Source organism: Pectinatus frisingensis (assembly GCF_015732285.1).
Lineage (GTDB): Bacteria > Bacillota > Negativicutes > Selenomonadales > Selenomonadaceae > Pectinatus > Pectinatus frisingensis.
In genome coordinates this window covers 82,227-100,563 of record NZ_WIQU01000040.1, presented here as the reverse complement: position 1 = coordinate 100,563, position 18,337 = coordinate 82,227, and the positions used below count along the sequence as shown (strand labels likewise).

The window sequence follows — 18,337 nt, the reverse complement described above, 5'->3', positions numbered from 1 at the left end:
AAATAAATGCAAAGCTGGGAAATAATTTTATTCCAGTCACGGTTGCGTCCGTTCCACTTCTTGGTAATCTCTATGGTCACCAGATAGAGCAGCTTAAACAGCGAATCATCCGTAGGGAAAATCGTCCGGCTCTTAGAGACTTTTCGCAGTTGACGATTGAAATTTTCAATCTGGTTCGTCGTATAAATCATCTTTCTCATTTCCAATGGATATTTGAAGTAAGTGGATAGCTGCGGCCAGTTATTCCGCCATGACTGAACGGAAGAGGATATTTATTGTTCCATTTTTCTTCCAAGGCGTCCAAGGCCACCTCCGCTTGCTCCAGGGTAGGCGCCTGGTAAATTGCCTTCAGATCTTGGACAAATGGTTTCATATCTTTGTAATAGATGAATTTGGTCGTATAACGGATCTGGTGGACTATGCAGCGTTGCACTTCTGCCTCAGGATAAACGCGAGGTTACCGTAGCCGTTTAGCGGTCAAACCGTCAACAGAGACAATAAAGATATCTTCCGTTCCGCGGTTCCTGATTTCGTTCAGGACGCCAACCCAGTATTTTGCACTTTCGTTGCCGCCAATCCAAAGGCCAAGGACCTCACGGGAACCATCCAGATGGTCCTCAATATTGGAAACATCTGTTTGATTCTTCTTCACAGCCTGCGGATGGAATTCACCTTTCCGATCACGAGGAATGTCGAGAAGAATATTTCCCATCGTGGACGTTACGGTTTTCTTGCTATAACCGTTCCGGCTGTCATCCGTATCCTTGTTTTTATAATCGTACTTGGAGTAACCAAGCTGTTCATCCATCTCAGCTTCCAGCAAAGTTTGAGCGTATCTCCAAAGAGATCCTTGAGCATGTTCTGAACATCCTGCGTATCTTCCGGCTGATATGCACTCAGCAGTTTCTGAAGAAATTCTTTACGTTCTGGGGAAAGTTTTCTTTGTCTGTCCATAATAAAATCCTCCTGAATTAATATTTATTCTAACACTAATCCAGGAGGAATAGTTCATTTATTCTATTTACACATAATTAGTTACAATCTCTTGCAACTGTCTGTTTTTTCCGCCGATAGAGTAAAATCTGCTTTATCTTAACTAGCAAAAAGCACAAAATCATTTACAGATCCATTAAATTTTTTCTTAGTAGGAAAAAATAATTTGAATATAGGCCTTTATGCATAGTCTAATTTTTATTTGCACCCCCTTATGTATAAAATATAGTGTTTAATTAAATCTATAGTCCGAATGCACTATAAAGTTATTATAATAGTTATACAATTGTAATAACTTTATCCATTACATTGACGGTTGTCTGTTGTGTAGGAATAACATCATTGTAAGAGAGTGTATTTGAAATGGTGATTATTGTGGTTGTATCATAACCAGATTCTTTTATTGCATTTAAATCAAATTCAATAAGGGGATCACCAGCTTTAATTAGTGTGTTTTCTTGAACTAATGCCTTGAAATACTTACCTGCTAAATTTACTGTATTAATTCCAATATGAATTAAGATTTCTACACCATCGTCAGATAGAATACCAATAGCATGATTAGTTGGGAATAAGGCACTGATCTTCCCATTTACAGGGGCATATATTTTACCTTCAACGGGTTTTATTGCTATACCCTTACCTAGTACAGCAGTGGCAAAAGTTTGATCATTAACATCAGATAATTTTATTATTTCACCTTTCAAGGGAGAACCAATGCTTAAATTTTTTTCTAAAGTAATTTTAGTAGCTGTATTGTTTTCAGATGATTTTTCATCAAATCCCATAGACATGGTTGCAATAGTTGACACAATAAAACAAATTGCTAACCCAATGGCGTAATAAATAAAAGTTTCTCCAATAAATGCTGGTAACGTTGTTAATCCTCCGAATACAAAGGCTATAGCTTTTACGTGGAATGCTCCCATAAAAGCGCCACCTGCTGCACCGCCAATAATTGAAGCTATGAATGGTTTCTTCAAAGGAATTGAAATACCATATATTGTCGGTTCAGTTATTCCAGCAAAAAATATTGATAATAGTGCAGAACCAGCTAAAGTTTTTGTCTTTTTATTTTTAGTTTTTAAGTACACCCCCATAGCGGCACCGGCCTGCCCAAAATTGGCAGCACCAGTAAGTGGAACGATAAAATCAAAACCCAATGTTCCAATATTATTTATCATTATAGGATTGACTGCCCATTGTAAACCAAAAACAACAAATATATTCCATATACCACCAATTAATGCTCCTGTAATTAATCCACTGGCTGTTAGTAATGTATTGATTCCAGAAGCAATGAAATTACCTGCATACACTCCAAATGGACCAAATAGCAATAATGTTATTGGTACAACTATAATAAAGGATGCTATAGGTAGAAAAACTAATTGCAGTGCTTCGGGAATATACTTCTTCAGATATTTCTCAATATATGAATAAAACCATACTGCTAAGATAGCTGGTATTACGGTTGAAGAATAATTCATCAACATTACTGGCAAGCCAAAAAAGTCAACTGTAGTGCCGTTTCCATTTTTAATCATACCCAAAATATTCGGATCAATCAGTGCAGCACCAATAACTGCAGAAATAAATGGATTAACATTGAATTTTTTCCCTGCGGAAAATGCTAAAAAAACTGGCAAAAAATAAAATACTGCGTCAGCAGCTGTAAATAGAATTTTATAAGTACTAGTACTATTGTTTAATATACCCAGTTGTGTAGATAAAATTAAGCATCCGCGCAGAACGCCTGCACCGGCCAACAGGGGCAATAATGGAGTAAATATACCGGCAATAATTGAAAAAAGTTTGCTTAATAAATTACCTCCAAATGTGCTTGATGAATTGTTATCTGCTAAATCACCAACTAATTTACTTAAGTGTTCATAAACATCAGGAACTTGTGTGCCTATAATTATTTGAAATTGTCCACCAGCAATTACAACTGCCATTACTCCATCAAGGTTTTCTATAGCAGCTTTTTGTGCCTTTTTTTCATTTTTAAGCTTAAATCTTAATCGGGTAGCACAATGAGTATAAGACTCTATATTGTTTTTACCGCCAATAAGTTTAAAAATACTTTTTGCAAGTAACTCTTTATCCATGGAATCATCCCCCTGAATTCACAAATTTTTACTCTCAATTTCAGAAATCATATCGATACGTTTTTGGTGTCTACCACCTTCGAATTTTGCATTGAGCCATTCGTCAATAATCATTTTTGCCGTTTCAATACCAATGACTCTGGCCCCAAATGCTAATATGTTTGTATTATTATGTTGCTTAGATAATTTAGCTGAATATGGTTCACTGCAAACGGCAGCACGTATGCCCTTTACTTTGTTGGCCGCCAGTGAAATACCAATACCTGTTCCGCAAATCAATATGCCGGCAGATACTTGTTTATTTACAACTGCATGTGCAACTTTTTCACCGTATACCGGGTAATCACAACGTTCAGTGCTATCAGTACCGAAGTTTAATACATCATAACCATTTTGTGTCAAATATTCTACAATTTCTTGTTTCATTTTATAGGCGACGTGGTCATTTCCTATTGCAATTTTCATGATAGTAAACCCAACTCCTTTAAAAATGTTTTATAACAATCTTAATTGGGATAATGTTTTTTCATATGATAAATTTTTTCCAAACAAGGCTGAACTACCTAAAACAAAACCAGTAATACCCCTTTTACTAAGCTGTCTAATTTTTTCTGGTGAACATGCCCCGTCAATTATAATTGTATAGTGATATTTTTCCGATTGAGAATTTTTTAATGCAAGCAAGTCATCTATTTTTTCATCAACAAAAGGAAGGTATTTCTGTCCAGAAAGTCCTGGAGTTACAGTCATAACTAATACATAGTCAATTAATGATAAAAGTGGTTTTATCACATCCACCGCTATTTCAGGATTGATCGCAATGCCTGATTTTACATTGCTGGCATTAATTTGTTGTAAAGTTTTTATCGGTTGGCGGTCTGATTCAGGATGAATATAAATAATTGAAATGCCCATATCGATGAATTTTTTAATGTGGTTGCATGGATTTTTTATCATCAAATGGACATCTACAGGTTTTTTGGCGGTTCTACAAATTAATTCAGTATCTTGTAACCCCATACCAAAGTTAGGGACAAATTGTCCATCCATAATGTCAATGTGAAAAATATCAACTCCAGCGAATTCTAACAAATGAATTTCTTTATCTAAATTTTCATAGTTAGCACACATCATTGACGGGCAAAATATTTTATCCATAATATCATTTCCTCATATAATAAATTTTGTAAGCAAATATCTACCATTTTCTGATGTTTTTTAATACAGTCATATATTGTACAATTCCAAAAATTATTATCAACAATAAGAAATTTTTTATTACCTCGGTAAAAATAATTACACTAATGTTTTTGTAATTGTTGATTTTTCTCGCGTTGACAATATTATCATTAAACCGTAACATAGCAATCAATTTCTTGCCTTGAATTTAATACGCTATCATCTCCATCTGGTAAAAACTTTTAGTAAAAATAAGTCTTACATGATTTCTAATATTTTCCTCAAGTTTAGTGAGTTTTCTATGCTTAAGAAAGATCAGCACCCCTTTTCCAATAATTTTAATGCAATGACATTTTCGAGGCTTACCGATTCTCCTTCTACAGAAGAGATTGTTAATATGCCAATAGATACACTTGTAAAGTATATATGTGAAAAAGAACATAACCACTTTTCTAATCCAGAAAATACAGCTAAGCTTTTGCAACAGGCCACCCATAATTTTTGTCACTTAAATGGCTGTTTATATAAAACCTCAACGATTGTTATTACTTTTTATTCAGTTCTATTACTACCTACACTAAAGAAATAAAATCTGCAAATGCTGCAATCTAAAAACTCTTAAGGGTATTACCCCTAATACCCACCAATGATTTTGGGATTGTTGCCCAAACATCAGCTCTACTCTTCTTCCAGATTAAACCAAATTTGATATCTGAATTAACATCTTTTTTAAAAACTTCAAAAGAGTTCATTAAGTATGCTATTTTTATTTTTGTGAACTTGACATATTATATATATTATTTTATCTTTTTGAGTAATCGATTACTCAAAAAGATAAAAAACACTAATATTAATATCTAATTATTAAATATTAATATTACAATATCCTCAAAAAAGAACAGTATTAGTGAGTAATCGTTTTCTCTTTTTCACGATTTTATTATAACACCATTATTTCTGATATGCAATGTTTTTTACTTTCGCTACCACGAATTTTATGTTACACTATTTAAAATAGATAGGGAGCAGTTTAATGAAAAACGAAAAACAAATTTCAATAAAAGAAGTGGCCAAAATGGCTGGCGTATCTGTAGCCACAGTATCACGAGTCATTAATAATAATGGACGATTTTCAGAAATAACCAGAAAAAAAGTCATGCAAGTTATTAAAGATTCAGGGTATCGTCTTAACATGGCAGCTAAAAGTTTGCGCGAGAAAAAATCAAAGACAATTGGGGTAATCGTTCCCTATATAACTAATGAACTATTTTCAGAAATTGTTTTAGGGATAGAGAAATTCTTTTTTTCCATAGGGTACTCCGTTTTTATCTGCAACACAAGCCAAAATCCGCAAAAAGAGATGGCCTATTTACGAATACTAGATGCAAAGTTAGTTGATGGTATTATATGCATATCTGGATTACCCAATATTCCTACTGATGTCGTTAGGCAGGATATTCCAATAGTTTGTATTGATAGAAAACCAAATTTTGAAAATGGTGCATATTATGTAGAATCTGATCATTATATTGGTGGTGTATTGGCAACAGAAGAACTTATAAACAGCGGCGCCAAAAAAATATTATTATTGACAAAAGATAAATCGATTTCCGTTAATCAACAAAGATTTGATGGATATAAGGCTGCATTAAAAAAACATTCTATTGCTTTTAATGCAGAACGTATAATTCGACTTCCAGGGACGAGATCAAATTTCGAGGAAGCGCGTGATGCTATTAATTATACTATTTCAAAGGGGATTGAATTTGATGGCATTTTTGCTACAAATGATTGGCGAGCTTATGGGGCATTGACTGCACTTTTGCAAAACAATATTAGAGTTCCACAGGAAGTAAAATTAGTCGGTTTTGATGCAATATCAGTTTCTGAATACTGCTACCCTGCAATTACAACTATTTTTCAGGACACAAAAGTATTAGCAGAAAAAGCAGCAGAACTTTTATATGATTTGATGCGTAATCATAATAAAAGCAATCGGCCAAAACATATTATAATACCTGTTTCTCTGATTAAAAGAGCAACAACATAATTTATTATATCTATAAATAGTACAATGACATATTTGAATAAGGTGGAAAATTTAAACATAATTACTTGATGACATATTTTGCATTTTAACTAAGGCAATAAAGTTTCAATAAATGAACTTGCCAATCACTTTGAAGTATCAAAAATAACAATAATTGATAGTTCTTCAAGTTTTGTGTGAATGCTAAAAGACAATATAAAATTTAATAGTAATATTCAAGAGGCTGCCATACATATGCCCGCAGATTGTAATTTATTTTTCGCCTGCACAATCGCTGCCGCACTGGGTGGTTCTAGATCTTTCAGCAAATAAGGCATTTTTAATGCATTCCATTTTTCTATTCCCATTTTATGATACGGTAATAAATCCACCTTTAAATTCACTGCCCGCAGTGAATGAATCAGGTTGACCAATGCCGTCATTTCAATCTGGGTATCAGTAATTTCCGGTAATATAACATAACGGAGTGTCACTGGTTTCCTTTTGGCAACAATCTGCAGATTTTCTATTATTTTCCTATTGGAATACCCTGCTGTCAACTTTCTGTGCAAAGGTATTGTAGCCGCTTTTAATGAAAAAAGTACATGATCAGTATAAGGCAGTACTTTTAAAAGAGCTATTTTAGAACAAAAACCAGCTGTATCCAAAGTAGTATCAATCTTATTATTATGACATAGGGAAAAAAGTTCCGCAACAAAATCCGGCTGTAAAAGTGGCTCTCCCCCACTGACTGTGATTCCTCCGCCAGAAGCTTCATAAAAATTGCGATATTCGTTCACTTCATGTAAAACGGCTTTGCTGTCTATCATTTTTTCACTGTGCTGCCACGTATCAGGATTATGGCAAAAAATACACTGCAGTTTACAGCCTGCTAAAAAGAGTACATAACGTATACCAGTACCATCAACTGTTCCAAATGTTTCTTTTGAATGATAATACCCCTTCACTATATTTCTCCTTTTACAATACGCCACTATTTCATATAGTCATATCTTGAAATTATAATTACCGACAAAATTTTTATATGGTTTCATAAAAAGTGCGGTCAATAATCTCTTGCTGATGTTCACGGTCAAGCCTGATAAAATTAACTGCATAGCCCGAAACACGAATGGTAAGCTGTGGATATAGTTCAGGATGCCGCATTGCATCTTCCAGTACAGAACGGTCAAGCACATTTACATTAATATGGTGTGCATTGCAGTCACTGTATCCATCAAGCAATGCCATAAGATTTTTCTCACGTACTGCAGATGTTTTTCCTAATGCCTCCGGAATTATGGAAAAAGTATACGATATACCATCTCGACAGTCATCATAGGATATATTAGCTACTGATTTCATGGCAGCTAATGCTCCTGATCTATCGCGTTTGTGCATAGGATTAGCCCCCGGTGCCAATGCTTCACCAGCTTTTCTACCATCAGGCGTTGTCCCAGTTTTCTTACCATACATTACATTTGATGTTATCGTTAGCACAGAAAGTGTGTGCTTGGCATTACGATAGGCCGGATGTTTTTTTAGTGCTGTAATAAATTCATGAGTAATTTCTCTGGCAAAAACATCTACTCGTGGGTCATTATTGCCATATTGGGGGAATTCCCCCTCAATTTTAAAATCAACAGCCACTCCGTCCGCATTGCGTACAGGTTTGACTTTAGCATATTTTATGGCACTTAATGAATCTACTGCCACAGAAAGCCCTGCTACACCAAAAGCCATAAGTCGTTCAATTTCACTGTCATGCAATGCCATCTGCGCGGCTTCGTAGGCATGTCGATCATGTGAGTAATGAATTACATTCATCGTATTTACATAAAGTCCTGCCAGCCATTCCAAAACTTGTGAATACTTTTCCCTTACATCTTTATAGTCAAGATATTCTCCCTGCGGTAATGCCATTTCAGGCGCAAGTTGTTTATTAGTTTTCTCATCTTTACCACCATTAATGGACAACAATAAAGCTTTGGCCAAATTTGCCCTGGCTCCAAAAAACTGCATCATTTTTCCCAATTTCATTGCTGACACACAGCAGGTAATTCCATAATCATCCCCAAATACTGGCCGCATTATTTCATCATTTTCATATTGTACAGCACTTGTGTTAATTGACACAGCTGTTGCAAACCGCTTGAATTCCTGTGGCAGTCTTTTTGACCATAGAACTGTCATATTGGGCTCGGGAGCCGCCCCCAAATTATCAAGTGTATGCAGCATACGCATAGATGTCTTTGTCACCAATGTACGTCCATCTTCTCCCATACCACCGATGGATTCGGTAATCCATATCGGATCCCCGGCAAACAGTTCATTATATTCTGGGGTACGCAACATACGAACCAGACGCAGTTTTATAACTAACTGATCAATAATTTCCTGGGCAGTGATTTCTGATAGTATACCGCGTGCCAAATCACGTTCAATATAAATATCAATAAAGGTTGAGATTCTACCAATTGACATTGCTGCACCATTTTGCTCTTTAACTGCCGCTAAATAACCAAAATATATCCATTGTACGGCTTCTGACGCAGTATCGGCAGGTCGGCTTATATCAAATCCATATTGCGCTGCCATTGCCTTAATCTCATGTAATGCTGCAATCTGCTGGGCTGTTTCATCTCGTGAGCGAATTATTTCTTCCGACATTTTCCCGGCAAATAAAGTTGCAAAATCTTTCTCTTTTTGTTCTATTAATCTATCCATTCCATAAAGTGCAATCCGGCGATAATCACCTATTATTCTGCCGCGTCCATAGGCATCGGGCAAACCTGTAAGTAATCCCAGGGAACGAGCTTTACGCATTTCCGGTGTATATAAGGAAAATACTGTATCATTATGCGTTCTGACATGTTTAGAATAAATTTCTTTTATTTGTGGAGCCAGTTCATAACCATATTCTTTGCAAGCTTGCACAGCCATACGCAAGCCTCCATTGACTATAACGCCCCGCCTCAAAGGCCGGTCAAGCTGCAACCCAACAATTACTTCGTTTTCTCTATCAATATAACCCGGTGCATGTGAAGTAATCGCGGATACTTTCTCAGTATCAATATCAAGTACACCATTTTTTTCACGTTCTTTTGTTAATAATTCTCTACATTTTTCCCATACAGCAATTGTTCTTTTTGTTTTATCTGCAAGGAAGTCCGCATTTCCCTCATAGGGAGTATAATTTTTTTGAATAAAATTTCTTACATCAATTTTATTCTGCCAGTCACCCTTTGCAAAATCCGCCCAATAATTAACCATTTGTGCCCTCCTAAGAATAAGTGTTTTTTCGAATAATAAAACAGTCAATAACTGAAGATCATTTAAAAACACATTCTCAAAACGACAAAAAGCCGCCTGAGCAAATGTATTTATGCCCAGGCGGCCGGCTTAAAGCGATACAGTCCCCTGTGGTAACCCACAATTCCGCCAGTTCTGTATCTGCTATATATCGTATTGACAAAATCATTATAAAAAATTCTGTCTATCCTGTCAATAGAATTTTTATCTGACGTTTATTTATTGCTGCTGCGGCATCTGATCATGAGCCAGGTTGCCAAAACGGGTAAATTCCTTCTGGAAATACAGTTGTATTGTATCGACCGGTCCGTTACGGTGTTTAGCAATAATTACATCAGTGATATTCTTGTTCTCTGTATCGGGATCGTAGTAATCTTCCCGGTACAAAAACATCACTATATCGGCATCTTGTTCTAATGAACCGGATTCACGCAAATCACTAAGCATCGGTTTTTTTATCTGTCGGGCTTCAACACTGCGGCTGAGCTGTGACAAGGCAACTACCGGAACATTCAGTTCACGTGCCAGTGCCTTCAGCGAGCGTGAAATTTCCGAAATTTCCTGCTGACGGTTATCACCTTTCCCGGCACTGCGCCCTTGCATTAATTGCAAATAATCAATTATCAACAGGGAAAGTCCCTTTTCCAATTTCAGACGGCGAGCCTTAGAGCGAAGTTCCATTATACTTATCCCTGGCGTATCATCAATAAATATCGGTGCTGAAGATAAGCGATCAGCAGCGCTTATCAAGCGCTGCCAATCATCATCTAAAAGACCGCCGGTACGCAGTCGCTGGGAATCAATAGCTCCTTCCGAGCATAACATTCGCTGTACCAATTGTTCCTTGGACATTTCTAAGGAAAAAAAAGCCACCGGTTCTTTTTTCCGCACAGCCGCATGAGTAGCTATATTCAACGTAAATGCCGTCTTCCCCATACTCGGACGGGCAGCTACCAATATTAAGTCAGACGGTTGAAACCCTGATGTGAGCTTGTCAAGGTCTTTAAACCCAGTCGATAATCCCGTTATCCCGCCTTTAGCTTCGTGCATCTGTTCGATCTTACTGAAAGTATCCAATAAAATTGTTTTTATCGGTATAAAATCACCCACAGTACGATTGGAAGCCACATCCAGGATCATTTTTTCCGACTTATCAAGTACCGTATCAACTGCTTCATCATCTTCATAACCCATGGCTGCAATCGAAGTAGCTGTATTTATCAATGCCCGCAGCTGCGCCTTTTCCTTGACTATCTTAGCGTGGTAGGTAATATTGGCCGCTGTGGGTACATTATTGGACAAAGCCGTCAAAAATGTAATACCGCCGACCTTTTCCAATTGATTTGACTTTCTAAGCTGTTCCGTTACTGTTATTAGATCTACTGGATCATTACGATTAAAAATTTCCAACATCGTTGCAAAAGTTATGCGATGTGCTTCCCTGTAAAAATCAGTGTCGATAAGAATTTGCGTTGCTTCTGCTATAGCATCACGGGAGATCATCATCGCCCCTAATACTGACTGTTCAGCCTCAATATTTTGTGGGGGAACTCTATCTATCAATCTGTACACTCCTTCCAATCGATTTCATCACTATCTATGTCTTTCACTAATCAACCAGCAGTTGATCCAAAGCATCCTGTGCCGTCTCAATAGTATAAATTTCCAATCCCAGCAGATCAGGCGGAATATCTTTTTCATTTTCCTTGGGAATGACCAGTCTGGTCATTCCTGCCTGCTTTGCTCCGTAAGCTTTTTCAAAAACTCCGCCAACCGGTCTGACTTTTCCTTGTATTGATATTTCACCGGTAACAGCAGTATCCTGCCGAATTTTTTTACCGGTTAATGCTGATATCAAAACTGTTAATATCGCAGTTCCAGCAGAAGGTCCATCAATATTGCCGCCGCCGATCACATTAATATGAATATCATAATCATGTACATCCTTACCGGTCAATTTACGTACAACAGCAGCTGCATTAAATACCGAATCCTTTGCCATACTTCCTGCCGTATCATTAAACCGCACAGTACCGCGACCTTTTTTCAGGCAGGGAAATGCTACTGCTTCAATTTCAATAACGGACCCGATAAAGCCCGCTACCCCAAGGCCAAATATTTTTCCTACCTGCGGTTCATCAGAGGCTTTTTTTGTGATAAATGGCGATAAGCGGCTAACTTGTGCAACATGATAAATATCCTCCATAGTTATGACAATATCTTTAACTGCATCAGCATTTTTCTGCAGTGCCAGACTGTAGGCATCTGCTAAAATATTAATTGCCTTGCGGCCTTCTATAGTATACTCACTTATCGTTGCCGCAACATTATCAGACAACGTCACTTTCAATTTATCAGCAGCATTTTTTACTATTTTTTCGATATGCTTAGGAGTAAGTGGTTCAAAATAAATCTCAGCACAACGCGACCGTAATGCCGGATTGATATAAGCCGCATCTCTGGTAGTCGCTCCAATTAAGACAAAGTCAGCCGGAGCTCCTTCCTCAAATAATTTACGTACATATTTGGGAACAGCCGGATCTGTTGGATCATAATAAGCCGATTCAAAATAAGCCCGCTTGTCTTCTAATACTTTCAATAACTTATTTTGCAGCATCTCATCCATCTCACCGATTTCATCGATGAATAAAATACCACCATGCGCATCTGTAACCAGCCCCGGTTTAGGTTCAGGTATGCCACTGTCAGCTAAATCTTTACGTGCCCCCTGATAAATAGGATCGTGTACTGAACCCAGCAAGGGATTAGTCATATCACGTGGATCCCAGCGCAGTGTAGTACCGTCAGTTTCTATAAAGGGAGCCTCTTCGGTGAAAGGTGTATATTTTTCCTTGCAAGCTGCATCCAGAACTAAACGGGCCGCAGTGGTTTTACCTACTCCTGGTGGTCCATAGAGTATCAAATGCTGTGGATATGGTGAACTTAGTTTTGCTTTTAATGCATTGACCGCTCGTTCCTGACCAATTATTTCCTCAAGTGATTGCGGACGAAGAAGCTCCATCACCGACTGAGTAAGATGTATTTTCTCCAGTGAATTAAGTGCATCATATTTTGCCTTAGACTGTGGTGAATCTTCATCAGTTTGCTCCTCCTTAAGCACCTGCATACGAATATCTTCCACATAATCTTGATGATTTTCTTCTATTTTTTCTGCAATACGTTTTTCAATCTTGTCCTCCATATTGCGCCGTGCAATTATATCGGCAATCTTTTCCGTCATCGCCCCCAAAATTTCCGGAATTTCCTTGTCAGACGGCAAGGTATCCAGTGTTGGATCCTCATAGACAATTTTTTGCAGTGCCAACACTCGTTCATTGTATTTTTTAGAACGCAGTAAATTAATGGCATCAAGCTTGCCTGCTTTTAATACCAACTTTTCCGATCCCATTATATCAACAAGTATATTATACACAGCATCAACATCTTTAGCGGTAGTGTTTATAGCAGATAATTTTCCGGCTTTTTCTTCCTGCATCGTCTGCGAAAAATCTGCATTTTTTTTGCTGAAATGTTTTTGCCAAAATTTTTTTAATGACATAATCTTTCCTTTATCAAAATTTAATTTTCTGAATGAAGTTTTTATGATGCTTTGAACCTCACAACCACAGCAATATTTTTTTCATCATTTCGATAAAAATATCCGCTCTCATTGTCAATATGACAGCGGATATTCTGACTGTGATTTTTATTTAGTAACTATATGAACCTTTATATTGGCCGTTATCGTCGGATGAATTTTTATCACTGCTGTATAATCACCCGCACTTTTAATATCACCCTTTATTTCAATTTTGCGTTTATCCATGTCAATGTTAAAGTCCTTTTTTAATACATCTGCAATATCTTTACCCGTAACCGAGCCAAACAGCTTCCCATTTTCACCGGTACGCACAGGAATACTGATTTCTACCTTTTCAAGCTGTGCTGCCATTAAGCGGGCTTCATCCGCAGCTTGCTGCTGTTTCCTCTGCTTAGAAGCTTTTTGGGCTTTGGCCACATTCATATTTGCAGCAGTGGCTTCAATCGCAATATTTTTCGGCAAAAGGAAATTTCTGGCGTAACCTTCTGATACCTCAATAATATCACCTTTTTTGCCTACTTTTTTCAGATCCTGTTCGAGGATTATTTTCATCATTATCAACCTCTTCTATTATTTTTTGTGCTAATTCAACAGCCTTAGCCTTTATTTCTTCAAGATTACCATCTTTGACCTGGGCTCCGGCAACATTCAAATGCCCCCCGCCGCCAAATGCCTCCATGAGAATTTGCACATTGAGTTCACCAAGCGAACGAGCACATATTCCCACAGTATTAGGCGGCAGATGAAAAAATACCAAACTCATTCGTGCCTGATCAATGCTAAGTAAATAATCCGCTATCTGAGCCGAAATTATTTGTATATTAGGAGCATCATCCGGGCATATGGAAATTACTAGTCCGCCATCAAAAAATTTCGATTGTGACACTGCTCTGGCTTTAGCCAGATTAGTAGTATAATCAGTGCGGAAAAGCTGGCTTACCATTTGCGGATCAGCACCATTGCGTCGCAAATAAGCAACTGCATCAAAAGTCCGCACCCCAGTTTGAATCTTAAAATTTTTTGTATCGACAAGAATTCCTGCATATAGGGCTGTGGCGTCTATATTGGAAATCAGCGGATCATCGCTGAAATACATCAGCAGTTCTGTTACGAGTTCACTCGTGGATGATGATGAAGGTTCAATATATATCAACAGGGAATTTTTTATTACGTTTTCCGAGCGGCGATGATGATCGATAACTACAACATTTTTAATATCATTTAACAATTCCTGTCCAGCCACAAGATGTGGTATATGTGTGTCGACCACGAATAGTACCGGATTTACCGCTATGATTTTCAAAGCCTCTTCTTCAGTTATGAATACACCTGCATAGTCGGCACTATCTTTTATTAAATCCGTAAACTTATCTATTCCTTCATTCATATCACTTAAAATGATATGAACCTGTTTTTTCATAAATTTTGCCATAGCTGCAACCCCTATAGCTGCACCCAGGCTGTCAAAATCTTCATTATGATGCCCCATTACAAATACGACATCAGCTTTTTCAATTATTTCACGCATAGCATGAGCTACAATGCGTGATTTTACCCGTGTATGTTTTTCAATTGCTTTTGTCTTACCACCAAAGAACTTAACTTTACCATCTATATTAACCGCGACCTGATCTCCACCGCGTCCTAACACCAAGTCAAGATTTGACTGAGCCAGAGCACCGAGATCTTCCATCGTCATATCTTCTCGTGCTTCGACTAAGCTGATGCTAAGTGTTATGGGAAACTTATTAGGTCCGCGCATAGCCCGCACACGATCTAGAACATCAAATTTACTGGATACGGCCAATTCCAGCATATGGTGCTCAATAAGTATAACATAAAGATCATCATCTAAACGCCGCAAAAATCCATTTAATGAATGTGCCCATTTATCGAGTATACTATTGGCCTCAAACAAAATTGAAGTACGCTGTGCTTCGCTTAATCCCTGCATAGCATCGTTATAATTATCTATCTGGATATAACCGAACAGCACCATATGTGCTGCTGTAGTACGCTTAAATTCTTCTGGTTTTGTCACATCGGTTATATAAAGTGCCATTAGTCCGTTTAAATCTGTGTTAGTAGATACAGGCCGATACTTTAGCAAATAAAATTTGTTATCATTATTAAAAACGGTTTCACCAATTTGTCCCCAAAACGGTTCAAGACTCAGGCTTGGCCAGAATTCGTGAATCACCGTCCCCAGTTCCGGTTTTTTCCCCAGCCATCTTTCCAATTCATTGTTATGCCATTCCAAGCGACTGTCACGGTCAACTATTAAAATCACCTGCGGTAAATGTTCCAATGCCAGATTTGACAGTTCATTAACATTTTTTATCACATTTTGATAGTAATCAGCCAGTGATTTTTGGCGGTCATTATTGCGTTCCCTCAGAAACAACAGCAGACAAATCAATAACATCAAACCGGCCACGGCCAAATACACATTGTAGCACAAAATAGTAAGCAATAACCCGGCAATAATAACCAGTGTAATACAAATATCTATCCATGAAGATAATCTGCGCGGCATAACTATACTCCTTATTAAATATTACGCCCTTTAGCAAAGCGCGCCCTATAATCAAAAATCATATCAAACAGGCCGACATACATGAAAATTTCCATAAAGGGTGTAAATATGACAAGAACCATTATCATTATTTTAGGTGCGGTAGGTAATTTAAAGTGCTGTAATGCACAGTATAACAGTGACAACCCTTGTAACCGACAAAACATGGATGAAAAATAATTTATATTAAATGACACATTATATAATAAACTTATGTCCCGGGTACTTCCCCAGTACATTCCTACCAAAGAAAATCCGAATAAAAACAAAAATATTATCGGCATATGCCATTGTGCAAAAGCAGGCAGACCGGCCAGTGTTCTTTCTCCTAATCTTTTCAAAAGACGCTGCGTCAAAATAAAATTGACAAAGGCACTGCCCACTGCTGACAGTGCAATTCCCGCTGGCAACGACAGCATAATAAGCTTGACAATTTTTTCTATTTGCCCGGACTGAGATTGAATATCAGCATCCGTCAAACCCATTGTCTTATAAATCTCAATTGATGCCTGTGTTGCCGTGTTCAATGCGGTTTGAAAATCTGTCAGAAAATTCACTCCCATAATTAGAAACGCTGCGCCAAGGGCAAGTGCTATTGAAATCAATGATGCTGCTATAGTTATTATCAAATTCTTTGTTGGTGAGAAACGGCGAAAGCCAATGCCCAATGCCGGACTTACAAAAATCGTCACAGTTATAACTGTAACTGCCGAATAAATGCCAAAAACACTGCCAGCTATCAAGGCAGAAGCCGCTATAGAAATAACGCCCCAACGCAACCCGTGACGAAAAATATTTACTGCAATAGGTATCGGCAATATATACAGCAAAAAAAAGAACATCGGCAGGGCCGTGCCCATTATCGCCATGATGATGGTAACAGCTGTCAGCATGGCACTTTCAACAAGCGGGCGTGTCGTACGATTTATCATTATACATTCCTCTCGGGATGAAAATATGAGGGATAATAAATCCACATAAGATCATCAAACTATCAGTAATCTTTATAAATAAAACTATGCCGTATATTCAAACATTTATTATAATATACTTTTGAAACTTATGCAAAAAACGAACCATATTCCTCTTAAGTTATCATTATCATAATACGACATGAATTTTTAGCCTTCGATCATAACGATTTTTCCATATACACTGACAGTGTCAGTACCAGACCAACTTTATGTAGTCAACTTGTGCGCACTTTTTTTATTTTATAGCCAATATAAATAATCAAGAGCCAAATTGGGCAAAGATAAACCGCTAAACGATAATCGGGCATAATAGCCATTGTTATGCCAATAGCAAGAAAATAGATTATGCCGGCATAATTCAGCCAAGGGAAAAGCGGCATTTTATATGACAAATCATTTACCCGACTGCCAATTTTCTGCCTAAATTTAATCTGTGTATATAATATCATTATCCAGTTTATCAATGCAGCGATAGTCGCAATTGACATTACATAATTAAATACCTCTTTAGGAGCGAAATACGTAATAACCACAGCTATACCGACAAAAAAAGACGAAAACAATACCGCCGTCCACGGGACTCCATTTCTGGAAAGTTTCCCCAAAAAAGCCGGTGCATTATGCTGTATAGCCAAACCATGCAGCATTCTGGCGTTGCTGTATAAACAACTATTATAAGCAGAAAACACACCGGTTAAAACTATTATATTTAAAACTGATGCCGCTGCAGGAAACCCGATAGCAGAGAAAATTTCCACAAACGGGCTGCCATTTAACCCCACTTTATCCCAAGGATAAATAGTTACCAGAACAAACATTGAACCGACATAGAATAATAAAATACGTCCAATAATAAGATTTATTGCCTTAGGAATAGTTTTTTTCGGTGTTTCGGCTTCTCCAGCCGTTATGCCAATTAATTCCGTACCACCAAAGGAAAAAGTGACAACGACAAAAGACAACATCATCCCCCACAATCCCTTAGGCAAAAAGCCCCCATTGTCAAATAAATTATGCAACCCTATAGGCGCACCGACACCGACGCCAAAAAATATCATGAGTACACCAAAAATTATCATTAACACTATTGCTGCGACTTTTATTATCGCTCCCCAAAACTCTATTTCTCCGAAAGACCGGACATTTGTCAGATTTATGATATTTACCAGTATAAATAAAACTGCCCCCGATATCCACATCGGTAAATCGGGGAACCAGTGATTCATGTAAATACCAATTACTGAAACTTCAACCATTGATACAGCTACATAATTAAACCAATAATTCCAGCCGGACAAAAAACCAGCAAAATCTCCCCAGTAATCATAGGCATATGTACTGAATGATCCCGAAACCGGATTATCAACAGACATTTCCCCTAATGCTCTGACCACAAAATAAATAAATATGCCGCCTATTAGATAGGATATCATTACCGCCGGGCCGACTAATTGAATAGTACTGGCCGAACCATAAAACAACCCTGTACCGATAGCACATCCTAAAGCTATCATTTGAATGTGACGTTCCTTCAAACCTCGTTGTAAATTATTTTCCTCCATC

Annotated in this window: 13 protein-coding genes, 1 pseudogene and 1 riboswitch; of the genes and pseudogenes, 2 read left to right on the top strand and 12 right to left on the bottom strand. The window is 37.5% G+C overall.

All coding sequences use genetic code 11. The annotated features are described in order from the left end of the window. The 4 genes and pseudogenes from I6751_RS07270 to I6751_RS07255 all read right to left on the bottom strand — a co-directional run. A pseudogene (locus I6751_RS07270) lies at window positions 1–954 on the bottom strand (IS256 family transposase); the annotation flags it as partial. Between the two features lie 317 nt (window positions 955–1,271). Next, window positions 1,272–3,104: a beta-glucoside-specific PTS transporter subunit IIABC gene (locus I6751_RS07265; protein WP_196590771.1), complete on the bottom strand. Its 1,833-nt coding sequence runs from the start codon at window positions 3,102–3,104 to the stop codon at window positions 1,272–1,274. Between the two features lie 18 nt (window positions 3,105–3,122). Next, window positions 3,123–3,569, bottom strand: a complete 447-nt coding sequence (gene rpiB, locus I6751_RS07260) for a ribose 5-phosphate isomerase B (protein WP_196590772.1) — start codon at window positions 3,567–3,569, stop codon at window positions 3,123–3,125. 30 nt (window positions 3,570–3,599) lie between these two features. Further along, a complete protein-coding gene (locus I6751_RS07255) occupies window positions 3,600–4,262 on the bottom strand; it encodes a ribulose-phosphate 3-epimerase (RefSeq protein WP_196590773.1) in 663 nt (220 codons plus the stop codon). 322 nt (window positions 4,263–4,584) lie between these two features. Here I6751_RS07255 and I6751_RS07250 point away from each other — a divergent pair, with 322 nt between their 5' ends. Then, the gene (locus tag I6751_RS07250) at window positions 4,585–4,872 is read left to right on the top strand and encodes a hypothetical protein (RefSeq protein ID WP_196599062.1); all 288 of its coding nucleotides are present in this window, start codon (window positions 4,585–4,587) and stop codon (window positions 4,870–4,872) included. A 444-nt stretch (window positions 4,873–5,316) separates the two neighbouring features. After that, the gene (locus I6751_RS07245) at window positions 5,317–6,333 is read left to right on the top strand and encodes a LacI family DNA-binding transcriptional regulator (protein WP_196590775.1); all 1,017 of its coding nucleotides are present in this window, start codon (window positions 5,317–5,319) and stop codon (window positions 6,331–6,333) included. Window positions 6,334–6,548: 215 nt separating this feature from the next. On the opposite strand, the gene pflA is transcribed toward I6751_RS07245, so the two are convergent. The 8 genes from pflA to I6751_RS07205 all read right to left on the bottom strand — a co-directional run bounded on the left by pflA (window position 6,549) and on the right by I6751_RS07205 (window position 18,336). Then, window positions 6,549–7,280: a pyruvate formate-lyase-activating protein gene (gene pflA, locus I6751_RS07240; RefSeq protein ID WP_196590776.1), complete on the bottom strand. Its 732-nt coding sequence runs from the start codon at window positions 7,278–7,280 to the stop codon at window positions 6,549–6,551. Between the two features lie 73 nt (window positions 7,281–7,353). Further along, on the bottom strand, window positions 7,354–9,585 hold the full coding sequence (gene pflB / locus I6751_RS07235) for a formate C-acetyltransferase (RefSeq protein WP_196590777.1): 2,232 nt from the start codon (window positions 9,583–9,585) through the stop codon (window positions 7,354–7,356). 107 nt (window positions 9,586–9,692) lie between these two features. After that, window positions 9,693–9,771, bottom strand: a riboswitch (ZMP/ZTP riboswitch). Window positions 9,772–9,843: 72 nt separating this feature from the next. After that, window positions 9,844–11,187 carry a replicative DNA helicase gene (gene dnaB, locus I6751_RS07230; RefSeq protein ID WP_196590778.1) on the bottom strand — a complete coding sequence of 448 codons (1,344 nt, stop codon included), beginning with the start codon at window positions 11,185–11,187 and terminating at the stop codon, window positions 9,844–9,846. A gap of 46 nt (window positions 11,188–11,233) precedes the next feature. Continuing rightward, window positions 11,234–13,183: a Lon family ATP-dependent protease gene (gene lonC, locus I6751_RS07225; RefSeq protein ID WP_196590779.1), complete on the bottom strand. Its 1,950-nt coding sequence runs from the start codon at window positions 13,181–13,183 to the stop codon at window positions 11,234–11,236. A 147-nt stretch (window positions 13,184–13,330) separates the two neighbouring features. Further along, window positions 13,331–13,777, bottom strand: a complete 447-nt coding sequence (rplI, locus tag I6751_RS07220; protein ID WP_182188755.1) for a 50S ribosomal protein L9 — start codon at window positions 13,775–13,777, stop codon at window positions 13,331–13,333. Then, window positions 13,728–15,761, bottom strand: coding sequence for a DHH family phosphoesterase (locus I6751_RS07215; RefSeq protein ID WP_196590780.1), 2,034 nt, complete (start codon window positions 15,759–15,761; stop codon window positions 13,728–13,730). The genes rplI and I6751_RS07215 overlap by 50 nt, the downstream gene beginning before the upstream one ends. A 14-nt stretch (window positions 15,762–15,775) precedes the next feature. Then, complete coding sequence (locus tag I6751_RS07210; protein ID WP_196590781.1) at window positions 15,776–16,732, bottom strand: YybS family protein; 957 nt, start codon at window positions 16,730–16,732, stop codon at window positions 15,776–15,778. 257 nt (window positions 16,733–16,989) lie between these two features. Then, the gene (locus I6751_RS07205; RefSeq protein WP_182187065.1) at window positions 16,990–18,336 is read right to left on the bottom strand and encodes an amino acid permease; all 1,347 of its coding nucleotides are present in this window, start codon (window positions 18,334–18,336) and stop codon (window positions 16,990–16,992) included. Between the last annotated feature and the right edge of the window lies 1 nt (window position 18,337).

What these genes read in the sequence shown, in the direction of transcription:
- I6751_RS07265 (WP_196590771.1), bottom strand. Translation starts at nt 3,104, where the DNA reads ATGGATAAAGAGTTACTTGCAAAAAGTATTTTTAAACTTATTGGCGGT.
- rpiB (WP_196590772.1), bottom strand. Translation starts at nt 3,569, where the DNA reads ATGAAAATTGCAATAGGAAATGACCACGTCGCCTATAAAATGAAACAA.
- I6751_RS07255 (WP_196590773.1), bottom strand. Translation starts at nt 4,262, where the DNA reads ATGGATAAAATATTTTGCCCGTCAATGATGTGTGCTAACTATGAAAAT.
- I6751_RS07250 (WP_196599062.1), top strand. Translation starts at nt 4,585, where the DNA reads ATGCTTAAGAAAGATCAGCACCCCTTTTCCAATAATTTTAATGCAATG.
- I6751_RS07245 (WP_196590775.1), top strand. Translation starts at nt 5,317, where the DNA reads ATGAAAAACGAAAAACAAATTTCAATAAAAGAAGTGGCCAAAATGGCT.
- pflB (WP_196590777.1), bottom strand. Translation starts at nt 9,585, where the DNA reads ATGGTTAATTATTGGGCGGATTTTGCAAAGGGTGACTGGCAGAATAAA.
- lonC (WP_196590779.1), bottom strand. Translation starts at nt 13,183, where the DNA reads ATGTCATTAAAAAAATTTTGGCAAAAACATTTCAGCAAAAAAAATGCA.
- rplI (WP_182188755.1), bottom strand. Translation starts at nt 13,777, where the DNA reads ATGAAAATAATCCTCGAACAGGATCTGAAAAAAGTAGGCAAAAAAGGT.
- I6751_RS07215 (WP_196590780.1), bottom strand. Translation starts at nt 15,761, where the DNA reads ATGCCGCGCAGATTATCTTCATGGATAGATATTTGTATTACACTGGTT.
- I6751_RS07210 (WP_196590781.1), bottom strand. Translation starts at nt 16,732, where the DNA reads ATGATAAATCGTACGACACGCCCGCTTGTTGAAAGTGCCATGCTGACA.
- I6751_RS07205 (WP_182187065.1), bottom strand. Translation starts at nt 18,336, where the DNA reads ATGGAGGAAAATAATTTACAACGAGGTTTGAAGGAACGTCACATTCAA.